This is a genomic window from Pseudomonas sp. MWU349 (genome assembly GCF_017947325.1).
Classification (GTDB): domain Bacteria; phylum Pseudomonadota; class Gammaproteobacteria; order Pseudomonadales; family Pseudomonadaceae; genus Aquipseudomonas; species Aquipseudomonas protegens.
The window spans coordinates 188,021-201,737 of record NZ_JAFEVP010000001.1; the positions used below are offsets into that span (position 1 = coordinate 188,021).

General features: G+C 59.2%; 11 protein-coding genes. 9 read left to right on the top strand and 2 right to left on the bottom strand.

Features of this window, described 5'->3' with window-relative positions; genetic code table 11:
- Positions 1 to 10: 10 nt before the first annotated feature.
- From tig to KCG88_RS00795, 6 genes are all read left to right on the top strand, one after another.
- Positions 11 to 1,321 (top strand): trigger factor, encoded by a 1,311-nt coding sequence (gene tig, locus KCG88_RS00770; protein WP_011062275.1) that lies wholly within the window; start codon positions 11 to 13, stop codon positions 1,319 to 1,321.
- Between the two features lie 92 nt (positions 1,322 to 1,413).
- On the top strand, positions 1,414 to 2,049 hold the full coding sequence (gene clpP / locus KCG88_RS00775) for an ATP-dependent Clp endopeptidase proteolytic subunit ClpP (RefSeq protein WP_011062274.1): 636 nt from the start codon (positions 1,414 to 1,416) through the stop codon (positions 2,047 to 2,049).
- Between the two features lie 112 nt (positions 2,050 to 2,161).
- Positions 2,162 to 3,445 (top strand): ATP-dependent Clp protease ATP-binding subunit ClpX, encoded by a 1,284-nt coding sequence (clpX, locus tag KCG88_RS00780; RefSeq protein WP_011062273.1) that lies wholly within the window; start codon positions 2,162 to 2,164, stop codon positions 3,443 to 3,445.
- Positions 3,446 to 3,607: 162 nt separating this feature from the next.
- Complete coding sequence (gene lon / locus KCG88_RS00785; protein WP_011062272.1) at positions 3,608 to 6,004, top strand: endopeptidase La; 2,397 nt, start codon at positions 3,608 to 3,610, stop codon at positions 6,002 to 6,004.
- 148 nt (positions 6,005 to 6,152) lie between these two features.
- Complete coding sequence (locus KCG88_RS00790) at positions 6,153 to 6,425, top strand: HU family DNA-binding protein (RefSeq protein WP_011062271.1); 273 nt, start codon at positions 6,153 to 6,155, stop codon at positions 6,423 to 6,425.
- Between the two features lie 226 nt (positions 6,426 to 6,651).
- A complete protein-coding gene (locus KCG88_RS00795) occupies positions 6,652 to 8,523 on the top strand; it encodes a SurA N-terminal domain-containing protein (protein WP_047287960.1) in 1,872 nt (623 codons plus the stop codon).
- A gap of 69 nt (positions 8,524 to 8,592) precedes the next feature.
- Here the strand turns inward: KCG88_RS00795 and KCG88_RS00800 are convergent, their stop codons facing one another.
- A complete protein-coding gene (locus tag KCG88_RS00800; protein ID WP_210711510.1) occupies positions 8,593 to 9,558 on the bottom strand; it encodes an AraC family transcriptional regulator ligand-binding domain-containing protein in 966 nt (321 codons plus the stop codon).
- Positions 9,559 to 9,624: 66 nt separating this feature from the next.
- On the opposite strand from KCG88_RS00800, the gene KCG88_RS00805 reads away from it, so the two are divergent.
- Positions 9,625 to 10,488, top strand: a complete 864-nt coding sequence (locus KCG88_RS00805; RefSeq protein ID WP_210711511.1) for a sterol desaturase family protein — start codon at positions 9,625 to 9,627, stop codon at positions 10,486 to 10,488.
- 58 nt (positions 10,489 to 10,546) lie between these two features.
- Here the strand turns inward: KCG88_RS00805 and KCG88_RS00810 are convergent, their stop codons facing one another.
- Positions 10,547 to 11,752 (bottom strand): MFS transporter, encoded by a 1,206-nt coding sequence (locus KCG88_RS00810; protein WP_210711512.1) that lies wholly within the window; start codon positions 11,750 to 11,752, stop codon positions 10,547 to 10,549.
- A 124-nt stretch (positions 11,753 to 11,876) separates the two neighbouring features.
- On the opposite strand from KCG88_RS00810, the gene KCG88_RS00815 reads away from it, so the two are divergent.
- Together KCG88_RS00815 and KCG88_RS00820 are read left to right on the top strand one after the other, a co-directional pair.
- A complete protein-coding gene (locus KCG88_RS00815; protein WP_210711513.1) occupies positions 11,877 to 12,773 on the top strand; it encodes a LysR family transcriptional regulator in 897 nt (298 codons plus the stop codon).
- 95 nt (positions 12,774 to 12,868) lie between these two features.
- Entirely contained in the window at positions 12,869 to 13,714 is an 846-nt protein-coding gene (locus tag KCG88_RS00820; protein WP_210711514.1) for a DUF2242 domain-containing protein, read from the top strand.
- Positions 13,715 to 13,717 lie beyond the last annotated feature (3 nt).

Here is a 13,717-nt window from a genome sequence, read left to right on the forward strand (position 1 = left end):
AGGAATATCCATGCAAGTTTCTGTTGAAAATACTTCTGCTCTTGAGCGCCGCATGAGCATCACCGTGCCGGCTGAGCGCATCGAGAGCCAGGTCAACAAGCGTCTGCAGCAGACTGCCCAAAAGGCCAAGATTCCAGGCTTCCGTCCTGGCAAGGTTCCAATGAGCGTGATCCGTCAGCGTTATGAGGCTGATGCGCGTCAAGAAGCAGTAGGTGATGTGATCCAGGCTTCCTTCTATGAAGCCGTTGTCGAGCAGAAACTGAACCCTGCCGGCGCTCCTTCGGTCGAGCCTAAAGTGCTGGAGAAGGGCAAGGACCTGGAGTACGTTGCCACTTTTGAAGTGTTCCCAGAATTCACCGTTGCCGGTTTCGAAAACATCGCCGTTGAGCGCCTGAGCGCTGATGTGGCTGATGCCGACCTGGACAACATGCTGGAAATCCTGCGCAAGCAGAACGTGCGTTTTGAAGTGGCCGATCGTGCTGCGCAGAACGACGATCAACTGAACATCGATTTCGTTGGCAAGGTCGACGGTGAAGTCTTCGCTGGCGGTTCGGCCAAGGGTACTCAGCTGGTGCTGGGCTCGGGTCGCATGATTCCTGGCTTCGAAGAAGGCCTGGTAGGCGCCAAGGCGGGTGAAGAGCGCGTCCTGAATCTGACCTTCCCTGAGAACTATCAGAACCTGGACCTGGCCAACAAGGCCGCCGAGTTCACTGTGACTGTCAACAGCGTTTCCGAGCCTAAGCTACCAGAGCTGACCGAGGAGTTCTTCGCTCAGTTCGGTATCAAGGAAGCAGGTCTGGAAGGCTTCCGCGCCGAAGTTCGCAAGAACATGGAGCGCGAACTGCGTCAGGCCATCAAGTCCAAAGTGAAGAATCAGGTCATGGATGGTCTGCTGGCCTCCAACCCGATCGAAGTGCCGAAGGCGCTGCTGGACAACGAAGTTAACCGTCTGCGCGTTCAAGCTGTCCAGCAATTCGGTGGCAACATCAAGCCGGATCAACTGCCAGCCGAGCTGTTCGAAGAGCAGGCCAAGCGTCGCGTGGTACTGGGTCTGATCGTTGCCGAGGTTGTTAAGCAGTTCGATCTGAAGCCTGATGAAGACCGCGTTCGCGAGCTGATCCAGGAAATGGCTTCGGCTTATCAGGAGCCTGAGCAGGTCGTGTCCTGGTACTACAAGAACGAGCAGCAATTGAACGAAGTTCGTTCGGTTGTGCTGGAAGAACAAGTTGTGGATACTGTTCTGCAGAAAGCTAGCGTGACCGACAAATCGGTCTCCTACGAAGAAGCGGTCAAGCCGGTAGAAGCGCCTCAAGCCGACTGATTTTCTTCTCGTTCGAAGCACACACCATAAGCCAGCCTTCGCGCTGGCTTATGCGTATTCAAGACGTGACTATTTGGGAGTGACTGCAGAGCATGTTCCGTAATTCGTATATTCAGCAGAACTCTGATATCCAGGCCGCAGGCGGCCTGGTCCCGATGGTTGTCGAGCAGTCCGCTCGTGGCGAGCGCGCCTACGACATCTACTCGCGCCTCCTCAAGGAGCGAGTGATCTTTCTGGTGGGCCCTGTAGAGGACTACATGGCCAACCTGATCTGTGCGCAACTGCTGTTCCTTGAAGCGGAAAACCCGGACAAGGACATCCATCTCTATATCAACTCCCCGGGCGGTTCGGTGACAGCTGGCATGTCGATCTACGACACCATGCAGTTCATCAAGCCTAACGTTTCAACCACTTGTATTGGCCAGGCATGCAGCATGGGCGCGTTCTTGCTGACAGCCGGTGCTCCAGGCAAGCGTTTCTGCCTGCCAAACTCCCGAGTGATGATTCACCAGCCACTGGGCGGTTTCCAGGGCCAGGCATCGGATATTGAAATCCATGCCAAGGAAATCCTCTTCATCCGTGAGCGTCTCAACACGCTGATGGCCAAGCATAGCGGGCGCACCCTGGAAGAAATCGAGCGCGATACCAATCGCGATAACTTCATGAGCGCCGAAGCTGCGCGTGAGTACGGGTTGATCGACGAAGTCATCAACCAGCGCCCCGCTTAAAATAAGCAGCTCAAAATAGGCATGGTCGGTTGTTCCGATCAGTGGCGGGCTTGAAAAAGCCCGCAATAGCCTTCATCTTGTGTTGCAAGCCTATCGGATTTGGATCGAACGAATGACTGACACCCGCAACGGCGAGGACAACGGCAAACTGCTTTATTGCTCCTTCTGTGGCAAAAGCCAGCATGAAGTGCGCAAATTGATTGCCGGCCCCTCGGTCTTTATCTGCGACGAGTGCGTCGACCTGTGCAATGACATCATCCGTGAGGAGGTGCAGGAAGCACAGGCCGAGAGCAGCGCGCATAAATTGCCTTCGCCTAAAGAAATCAGCGGCATCCTTGACCAATACGTGATTGGCCAGGAACGTGCAAAAAAGGTTCTAGCAGTAGCGGTGTACAACCACTACAAGCGTCTGAACCAGCGTGACAAGAAGAGTGACGACGTCGAACTTGGCAAGAGCAACATCTTGCTGATCGGCCCTACAGGTTCGGGTAAGACGCTGTTGGCCGAAACCCTGGCTCGCCTGTTGAATGTACCTTTCACCATCGCCGATGCCACTACCCTGACCGAAGCCGGTTATGTGGGGGAGGACGTCGAGAATATCATTCAGAAGTTGCTGCAGAAGTGCGACTACGACGTAGAGAAGGCCCAGATGGGCATTGTCTACATCGATGAAATCGACAAGATTTCCCGCAAGTCTGACAACCCTTCGATTACCCGGGACGTTTCCGGCGAAGGCGTTCAGCAGGCCCTGTTGAAGTTGATTGAAGGCACGGTTGCCTCCGTTCCGCCACAAGGTGGTCGCAAGCATCCGCAGCAGGAATTCCTGCAGGTCGATACCCGTAACATCCTGTTCATCTGTGGTGGTGCGTTCTCCGGTCTGGAAAAGGTTATTCAAAACCGTTCCACCAAGGGCGGCATCGGTTTCAACGCAGAAGTGCGCAGCAAGGAAGAAGGCAAGAAAGTCGGTGAATCCCTGCGTGAAGTCGAGCCTGACGATCTGGTCAAGTTCGGTCTGATCCCGGAATTCGTCGGTCGTCTGCCAGTCCTGGCGACCTTGGATGAGCTGGATGAAGCGGCATTGATTCAGATCCTCACCGAACCGAAGAACGCCTTGACCAAGCAGTACGCCAAGTTGTTCGAGATGGAAGGTGTTGACCTGGAGTTCCGTACCGATGCCTTGAAGTCCGTCGCCAAGCGAGCCCTTGAACGCAAGACTGGTGCTCGTGGCCTGCGCTCCATTCTTGAAGGTGTTCTGCTCGACACTATGTATGAAATCCCCTCGCAGTCCGAGGTGAGTAAAGTAGTGATCGACGAAAGCGTTATTGAAGGCAAGTCCCAGCCACTGTACATCTATGAGAACAGTGAGCCGACGGCCAAGGCGGCGCCAGACGCGTAAGCGTCGCGCTGTTGGAATGAAAGAAGGGGCCTTCGGGCCCCTTTGTTTTTAGCGCCTTAAAGTGCTGTCTTTGAGCTTGTTTTTTTTCCAGGCAGCCCCCATCTTGGTTTCAAGCTTACTTCCATCTGTTTACGGCCTTACGGCCGCCGTAGAGGCGAAATCATGAAGACAACCATCGAATTGCCTCTCCTGCCATTGCGTGATGTTGTGGTTTATCCGCACATGGTTATCCCGCTGTTCGTGGGGCGCGAGAAGTCGATCGAAGCCCTCGAGGCAGCGATGACGGGCGACAAGCAGATTCTCTTGCTGGCGCAGAGAAACCCTGCTGATGACGATCCCGGTGAAGATGCACTCTATCGCGTAGGTACCATTGCAACTGTCTTGCAGTTGCTCAAATTGCCTGATGGCACCGTCAAGGTATTGGTTGAAGGCGAACAGCGTGGTGCTGTTGAACGCTTCAGCGAAGTTGATGGCCATTGCCGTGCCGAAGTTTCCCTGATTGACGAAGTCGATGCTCCTGACCGTGAGTCGGAAGTGTTTGTTCGCAGTCTGCTGTCCCAGTTCGAGCAGTACGTGCAACTGGGCAAGAAAGTCCCTGCCGAGGTGCTGTCGTCCCTCAATAGCATCGATGAGCCAAGCCGCCTGGTGGATACCATGGCTGCGCACATGGCGCTGAAGATCGAGCAGAAGCAGGAAATCCTCGAGATCATCGATCTGTCCGCTCGGGTCGAGCATGTCCTGGCATTGCTGGATGCCGAGATCGACCTGCTGCAAGTGGAAAAGCGCATCCGTGGTCGCGTCAAGAAGCAAATGGAGCGCAGCCAGCGCGAGTACTACCTGAACGAGCAGATGAAGGCCATTCAGAAAGAGCTGGGTGATGGCGACGAAGGGCACAACGAAATCGAGGAGCTGAAAAAGCGTATCGATGCCGCAGGCCTGCCAAAAGACGCGATGACCAAGGCTCAGGCCGAACTGAACAAGCTCAAGCAGATGTCGCCGATGTCTGCCGAGGCGACTGTGGTTCGCTCCTATATCGACTGGCTGGTTCAGGTGCCGTGGAAGGCACAGAGCAAGGTTCGTCTCGATCTGGCACGTGCCGAAGATATTCTCGATGCCGACCACTATGGCCTGGAAGAGGTCAAGGAACGGATTCTCGAATACCTCGCTGTACAGAAGCGGGTGAAAAAGATTCGTGGTCCGGTGTTGTGCCTGGTGGGGCCTCCTGGGGTGGGTAAAACCTCCCTGGCTGAGTCGATCGCCAACGCCACCAACCGCAAATTCGTACGCATGGCCCTGGGTGGCGTGCGTGACGAGGCGGAGATTCGTGGGCATCGTCGGACTTACATCGGTTCGATGCCAGGAAGATTGATTCAAAAGATGACAAAAGTGGGGGTGCGCAACCCACTGTTCTTGCTCGACGAAATCGACAAGATGGGCAGCGACATGCGCGGTGATCCGGCCTCGGCACTGCTCGAGGTGCTGGACCCCGAGCAGAACCACAATTTCAACGATCACTACCTGGAAGTCGATTACGACTTGTCCGATGTGATGTTCCTCTGCACCTCCAACTCGATGAATATTCCGCCAGCCTTGCTGGACCGGATGGAGGTGATTCGTCTGCCTGGCTACACCGAGGACGAGAAGATCAACATCGCGGTCAAGTACCTGTCGCCCAAGCAGATTCAGGCCAACGGCCTGAAGAAGGGCGAGCTGGAGTTCGAGCCGGATGCGATCCGCGACATCATTCGCTACTACACCCGCGAGGCCGGTGTACGCGGCCTGGAACGGCAGATCGCCAAGGTTTGCCGCAAGGCGGTGAAAGAGCATGCGATGGAAAAGCGTTTCTCGGTGAAGGTCACTTCCGACCTGCTGGAGCACTTCCTCGGCGTGCGCAAATTCCGCTACGGCCTGGCCGAGCAGCAAGACCAGATCGGTCAGGTGACCGGGTTGGCATGGACTCAAGTGGGCGGTGAACTGCTGACCATCGAAGCCGCTGTGGTTCCGGGCAAGGGCCAGTTGATCAAGACCGGTTCCCTCGGCGATGTGATGGTCGAGTCGATCACTGCAGCACTGACCGTGGTGCGTAGTCGGGCCAAGAGCCTGGGCATTCCCCTGGACTTCCACGAGAAGCGCGATACCCACATTCACATGCCAGAAGGGGCGACCCCGAAAGACGGCCCCAGCGCGGGTGTAGGCATGTGCACGGCGCTGGTTTCGGCGCTGACCGGCATTCCGGTGCGGGCTGATGTGGCAATGACGGGGGAGATCACTCTGCGCGGTCAGGTATTGGCTATCGGCGGGTTGAAAGAGAAATTACTCGCCGCTCATCGGGGTGGAATCAAGACAGTGATCATTCCGGAAGAGAATGTTCGCGATTTGAAAGAAATTCCTGACAATATCAAGCAGGATCTGCAGATTAAACCGGTTAAATGGATTGACGAAGTCCTGCAAATTGCGCTGCAATACGCGCCGGAGCCCTTGCCGGATGTGGCTCCCGAGATAGTCGCAAAGGACGAAAAACGCGAGTCTGACTCTAAGGAAAGAATTAGCACGCATTAGTACGCATTAGCCTGGGGGGCTTCCTTGACAGCTTTTTAGAGCCCTTGTTATAAAGCGGCTCTTAAGTGTCTGTAGGCCATTCAGCACTCGTTTTTGCTTTCACCAAAAAACTTAGAATCATACTCATAGATATATAAGGGGACTTAGAGTGAACAAGTCGGAACTGATTGATGCTATCGCTGCATCTGCTGATCTCCCGAAAGCTGCTGCTGGCCGTGCGCTGGACGCAGTAATCGAATCCGTTACTGGCGCTCTGAAGGCCGGTGACTCTGTGGTGCTGGTTGGTTTCGGTACTTTCTCCGTAACTGATCGTCCAGCGCGTATCGGTCGTAACCCACAGACCGGTAAGACTCTGGAAATCGCTGCTGCTAAAAAGCCAGGTTTCAAAGCCGGTAAAGCACTGAAAGAAGCCGTCAACTAAGTTTCTTCAGGGTCTTTGCCCATCCGGGTCGGGGTCATGCCTGATCTGGCAGCGGGGCGCTAGTCAACCGGTCTGACACCGGTTCACGCCGAGGGTCGCGGGTTTAACCTTCGTCCGCTCCGCCAGTTACGAGAAGGCGCATCCTCGGATGCGCCTTTCTTCTATCCGGACTCTACCCACGCTCCACGGTTGCTCAAATTGAAGTACAACCGTTTCTGGGGGACGCATGCTGCAGAATATCAGGGACAATTCACAAGGCTGGATTGCCAAAACCATCATCGGGGTCATCGTCGCGCTGTTGGCGTTGACGGGATTCGATGCCATTTTCAAGGCCACTACCCATAATCAGGACGCGGCCAAGGTCAACGGTGAGGAAATCACTCAGAACGAGTTGAGCCAGGCCGTCGACATGCAACGTCGTCAGTTGATGCAGCAGTTGGGCAAAGACTTCGATGCCTCCCTGCTGGACGAGAAGATGCTGCGCGAAGCTGCCCTCAAAGGGCTGATCGACCGCAAGCTGTTGCTGCAAGGTGCGCAGGATTCCAAGTTCGCGTTTTCCGAAGGTGCGCTGGACCAGGTCATTCTGCAAACGCCGGAGTTCCAGGTTGATGGCAAGTTCAGCCCCGAGCGTTTCGACCAGGTGATCCGTCAACTGGGTTACACCCGCCTGCAATTTCGCCAGATGCTGACTCAGGAAATGCTGATCGGCCAGGTACGCGCCGGTCTGGCGGGCAGCGGTTTTGTCACCGACGCCCAGGTGCTGGCATTTGCCCGTCTGGAAAAGCAGACCCGTGACTTTGCTTCCCTGACCATCAAGGCCGACCCGGCAGCCGTCAAGCTGACCGACGACGAGGTCAAGGCGTACTACGACCAGCACGCCAAGGAGTTCATGACGCCGGACCAGGTGGTGATTGATTACATCGAATTGAAGAAGGCCGCCTTCTTCGATCAGGTCAGCGTCAAGGACGAGGACCTGCAAGCGCTGTATCAGAAGGAAATTGCCAACCTGTCCGAGCAACGCCGCGCCGCTCACATTCTCATCGAAGTCAATGACAAGGTGAATGAGGCCCAGGCCAAGGCCAAGATCGAAGAGATCCAGGCACGTCTGGCCAAGGGCGAAAGCTTCGAGGCACTGGCCAAGGAGTTCTCCCAGGACCCAGGTTCGGCCAGCAACGGCGGCGACCTGGGTTTCGCAGGTCCTGGCGTCTATGACCCAGCCTTCGAGAAAGCCCTGTATGCCTTGAACAAGGACCAGGTATCGGCGCCGGTACGTACCGACTTCGGTTTCCACCTGATCAAGCTGCTGGGCGTCGAAGCGCCGGAAGTACCGAGCTTCGCCAGCCTCAAGGACAAGCTGACCCGGGATCTGAAGACCCAGCAGGTCGAGCAGCGTTTCGTCGAGGCCACCAAGCAACTGGAAGACTCGTCGTTCGAAGCGTCCGATCTGGCGCAACCGGCCCAGGACCTGAAGCTGACTGTTCATACTTCCGCGCCATTCGGCCGTGAAGGCGGCGATGGCATCGCAGCCAACCGCGCCGTGATACAAGCGGCGTTCAGCACCGAAGTCCTCGATGAGGGTGCCAATAGCACCGCCATCGAACTGGACCCGGAAACCGTGGTAGTGCTGCGTGCCAAGGAGCATCGCAAACCTGAGCAACTGCCGCTGGAAAGCGTTGCCAGTGCCATTCGCACGCAATTGGCCAAAGAGCACGCCAGTGCCGCGGCCAAGACCAAGGCTGAAGAGCTGATCGCCAGCCTGCGCGACGGCAAGACCGCGCTGAACAAACCGGTGGATGGCCAGGACTGGAAAGTCGCGCACGCCGTGACCCGTAGCCAGGAAGGGATCGATCCGACCGTGCTGCAGGCGCTGTTCCGCATGACCAAGCCTGAGTCCAAGGACAAACCGACCTTCACCAGCGTGACCCTGCCTAATGGCAACCTGTTGGTGCTGCAGCTCAATGGTGTCAACGAAGCCGCTGCGCCGACCGAGGAAGAGAAGGCTCAATACCGTCGCTTCCTGGCCTCGCGGGTAGGGCAGCAAGACTTTGCCGCCTACCGCAAGCAGCTGGAAAACCAGGCGGACATCAAGCGTTACTGATGCCTGACCCACAGTGTTGAAAAGACCCCGGCCGCCATGCCGGGGTCTTTTTTTGGGCTGGAAAAAACCTCAGCCAAGGGCGTTCTTCCAGCGTTTGCGTGCATGCAGGTAGGCCGCCTGATCGCTGTAGCCCAACTGCAGGGCAATCTGCGCCCGGGATTCGCCTTGCAGCTGCAGATGCATTTCCAGCTCGGCGCGGGTCTGGTCGAGCAATTCGCGAAAGCTCAACCCCTGTTCCTCCAGGCGTCGCCGCAGCGTTCGCGGGGTTTGATGCAGTTGCGCGCAAAGGCTTTCCAGGGTTGGTGAGTGGCCGGCGGCCAGGGCCTGGCGACAAGCCGCTGCCACCTTGGCGGCCCAACCGCTCTGTCGTCGGTGCAGGGCCACCCGTCGATCCAGCTCCTCGCTCAGCAGTTCCAGCATGCCGGCGTGGCGGGTTTGCAGCGGCAGTTGCAGGGTTTGCGGGTCGAAGTAGAAACGGTTGGCCGGGCAATCGAATTCGATCCGCTCGCCGAACCAGTGGTGGTACTGCGCGTGATAGGCCGGGCGCGGATGGCTGAAGCAGGCCAGTACCGGCTGCACCGCAACGCCGGTGCCACGGCGCAACTGAGTGATGGACATGACGCCATAGTGCTCGATCAGGTAGCGGCCGAGTGGCGCCGACGTGTCGATATCAACCTCGACACCGGCCCCCCGGGCATCCGCCACCGGCTGTACCCGGTCGGTATCCGAACCCAAGGGCGCGTAGCGCACCCAGAATGCCATGGCCGCGGCGACATCCGGGCAGTACAGGCTGGCGTGGGCGATCACGTGCCAGTCCTGGGGGGTGAAGCGTTCGAACAGCTTGAGGCCGATGGCCGGCTCCAGCGCTGCCGCGGCGCGCCACAGCTGCTCCAGCTGCAGCAGGTTGTAGTCCTGCTGGGGGCCGGAGTTCCGGTCATCGAGAAAGCGTTGCAGGACTTCACCCAGGCGCCCGCGATGAAAGCGCGGGGCCATGCCCTTGGCCGGATCTCGCGGAATTCTGTCCAGTTCGCGCATAGAGCGGGCTGCCTTGCTGATCTCTAATGGTGGGGCGTTGCCCATAAGGATAAGAGCGAGAATGCCATGAACCACGACCTGCTGACCAACAACCCGCTGCTGATCGTTTCGGCGATCTTTGTGTTTTTCATCCTCCTGGAAATCGCCTGTTCAGCTTTTCGCCAACCCCGCGGCCAGCGCCGTGATGTGTTGATCGAGGCAGTGGGCTCAAGCCTGTTGCTCGGTGTGACCTTTCCCCTGGTGATGTGGGCCAGCGGCGCGCTCATGCAGCTATCGCTGCCCGAAGCAAAGGGAGCGCTGTCACAGATCCCCTGGGCACTCGGCCTGCTGCTGTTCCTGATCTTCGATGACATGACCCAGTACTGGTGGCACCGCTTGACCCATCGCGTACCGGCGCTGTATGCGTTGCACCGCGCGCACCATTCCGCGCCCTACATGAGCATTCGCATCGTCTACCGCAACAACAGTTTCTATTACCTGCTGATGCCCGGCATCTGGTTCTCGGGAGTGCTGATTTATCTGGGGCTGGCGCCGGTCTACTACGGTTACCTGATCCTCAAGATGACGGTGATCTTCGCTGCTCACAGCAGTGTGGCCTGGGATGACAAGCTGTACCGCATCGGTTTTCTGCGGCCGCTGATGTGGTTGCTGGAGCGGGTCTTTTCTACGCCGTCCACCCATTCGGCGCACCACGGCCTGAGCGCCGAGGATGGTGTGACCCATTACAAGGGCAACTTCGGCAACTTGCTGTTCCTCTGGGATGTGCTGTTTGGTACGGCGAAGATCACTCGGCGCCGGCCCGTTGCCTATGGCATCGAACACTTGGCACCCGTGAGCTGGACGCAAGAGTTGTTCTGGCCGCTGGTACGCAGCCGTAAAGCCCGCTCCAGTGCAGGGGCGAAGGTGGCGAACCCTGCTGCGCAAGGCTAGCCATTCTTTCATGTGTCCCAATGCTGTAGCCCCGGCCACCCGAGCCGGAAGCCGGATTTTAAGCCCGGGCAGGGAAGCCCTGGCGCCGGGCGTTCATCGCCACTAGCAGGGTTACCAGCAACAGGGCGGCAATCACCCAGGGGAAGGTGGCCACGCCCGGCCCCTGCAGCAGCAACGCGCCGCCCAGGCCGCCACCGGCGATTGCCAGGTTCCACAGGGTTACCAGCATCGACTGCGCGGTATCGGCGTGTTCGCCGGCGGCCTTGGCCAGCGCAGTCTGCAGCAAGGTGGCCATGCCACCAAAGGACAGCCCCCAGATAGCGATTGCCCCATAGATTGCCAGTGGCCGGTCGCCGAGCAGGCCCAGCAGCAGGGTCGAGCCGATAAACAGCAGACAGCTGGCCAGTACCAGTTCGCGCAGCCAGCGGTCGATCAGCAGGCCCACCAGCCAGATGCTCAGCAAGGCGGCCAGGCCGAATACCAGCAACACCCGCTCGATTTCCCCGCCAAGCCCGGTCGGCTCAAGAAAAGGCGCGATGTAGGTGTAGAGAATGTTGTGGCCCAGCACATAGGCGAAGGTCACGAACAGCACCGGCCGGATCCCCGGCAGGGTCAGGACACGACTCAGCGACAGGCGCTTCTGCGCCCGCAGCCCGGGGAAATCCGGTACTTGCACCAGTACCCAGCCGATCAGGCCCAGGGTCAGTAGAGTCATCACGGCGAAACTCATGCGCCAGCCCAGCAGGGCGCCCAGCCAGGTCCCGGCAGGCATGCCCACCGACAGCGCCAGCGGCGCGCCGAGCATGGCCAGGGTAATCGCCCGGCCCTGCAAGTGTGGCGCCACCATGCGGCTGGCATAACCTGCCACTAGGGCCCAGAGCAAGCCGGCGAAGACTCCGGCAAAAAAGCGCGCCACCAGGATCAGGCTATATTCGGTGGAGAGGGCCGTGATGCTGTTGACCACGGCGAAACCGCCAATGGCGATCAGCAGCAGGGGCCGGCGCCGCCAGCCCTGGGTGAGAAGGATCAGCGGAATGGCCGCCAGCAGCGAGCCCAGGGCGTAGACGGTCACCAGTTGGCCGATCAGCGCTGCAGACACGCCCAGGTCGGCACTCATCTGCGGAAGTAGGCCGGCGGGCAGGGTTTCGGTCATCAGGGTGATGAACCCGGCAGTGGCCAGGGCCAGCAGGCCGCCGACAGGCAGGCGTTCGTGGGTGGTGGCAGGTGCTTGCAAGGGTTCGCAGGCATTGGCGCAATTGGTCATGGAAAGGCCCCGATGGGTGGGTGCGGAAGTGAGGGGCCTAGGGTAGGGCGCTGTTCATGGCGGAAAAATAGGCTAAGGTTCCGAACTTATCGGACACAGGTGTCCTTAATTTCGGAGCGGCGCGATGGACTGGCTCGGCAGTATCCCGGTGTTTATGCAGGTGGCGGAAACCCGCAGCTTTACCGAAGCGGGGCGCCTTCTGGGGGTCTCTTCTTCGGCGGTTGGCAAAAGTATCGCCCGTCTGGAGGAGCGCCTGGAGACTCGTCTGTTTCATCGCACCACCCGCAGCATCAGCCTCACCGCCGAAGGCGCCGGATTCCTCGAACGCTGCCGCAGGATCGCCGCCGAAGTCGAGGCGGCGGAGTTCCAGCTATGTGATTCTTCCAGCGCACCGGTGGGCAAGCTGCGGGTCAGCGCACCGCAGGTCCATGGGTTGTTGATGCCGGTACTGGCCGAGTTCATGCAACGCTATCCGCAGATCGAGCTGGATATCGACCTCTCCGATCGCATGGTGGATGTGGTGGAAGAGGGGTTCGACCTGGTAGTGCGCACCGGCCACCCCAAGGACTCTCGGTTGCTGGCCCGGCAGCTGGGGCGCTTTCGCATGGTGCTGGTGGGCAGCCCCGGTTATTTTCAGCAGCGCGGCGTGCCGCACACCCCGCAGGAGTTGCGCAGTCATTCCTGCCTGCGGCATACCTTTCATCACACCGGCAAGCTTGAGGCCTGGCCCTTCAAGATTCAGGCGGATGCGCCGGAGCCGGTGCTGCCCACTCGCCTGACCAGCAGCTCCATCGAGGCCGTGGAGCACGCGGCGCGCAGCGGGCTGGGCATTGCCTGCCTGCCGGACTTCATGGTCCAGGCCGCGGTGCGCCGTGGCGAGTTGCAAACCGTGCTCGACCCCTACCTGGAACACAACGGCGCCTTCTGGGTGTTGTGGCCCTCCAGCCGGCATGCAGCGGCCAAGCTGCGGGTGCTGATCGAGCACTTGAGCGAGCGACTTTTTCCGGCAAACAGTGGTTAGTAAACTGATGAGAAATTTAAGGCACCAATTACCCGCGCTGCGGGACGCTGATCTGTTGCACAATACGCGCCGGAGCGTTTTCCTCAGGATTCTCGATGTTTAAATCATTTCATCTGCGCGCCACGGCCGGGGCGTTGCTGCTGACTGCGGTGGCCGGCTGTTCGTCGCACAAGACCGCCATCTACGAGCACGAAAGCTTCGATGATTCCGGCACGTTTTCGCGCAATTATCCGGTGAGCGCTGCCGCCTCTTGTGAGGCCGCACGGCGTGCCCTGCTGAGCCAGGGCTACATCATCACCAGCAACGATCCGAAGCTGGTCAGCGGTCACAAGAGCTTCCAGCAGACCGGTGAGACCCACCTGGAAATCAGCTTCAACGTGGTTTGCGCCCAGGACGGCAGCGGTGACCATCGTTCGACGATGTTCGCCAACGCCCTGCAGGACCGCTATGCGCTGAAGAAGGTGAACAACTCGGCCAGCCTCGGCGTGGGCGTGCTGGGCTCGGTGTCGATGCCGATCGGCTCTACCGACGATTCGATGGTCAAGGTGGCCAGCGAAACCGTGTCCTCGGCCAAGTTCTATGACCGCTATTTCGCTCTGGTGGAGCTGTTCCTGCCCCAGGAAGCGAAGAAGGCGGCGCATATCGAAGAGAAACCCAAGGCCGACCTCGGGGTTCCCGAGAACAAGCCCGAGGCGCCAGCCAAGCCCGAGCCCAAGGCGCAGCCCGTGGTCGAGCCTGCTCCTGTGGCCGCGCCGGCACCCGTCACAGAGCCTGAGCCTGCGGTCTCGCAACCCCTGGCTCCTCCGGCCGAGGCGGCGCCGATAGTGCCGGCAGCCAGCAGCGAGCCAGCGCCCGCCACGCAAACCGTCACGCCGCCACCGGCCAGCAACCTGCCGCCGCCCAGCGAGCCGATTCCGGCCCTGCCGAGCAGCGGGCACTAAGGC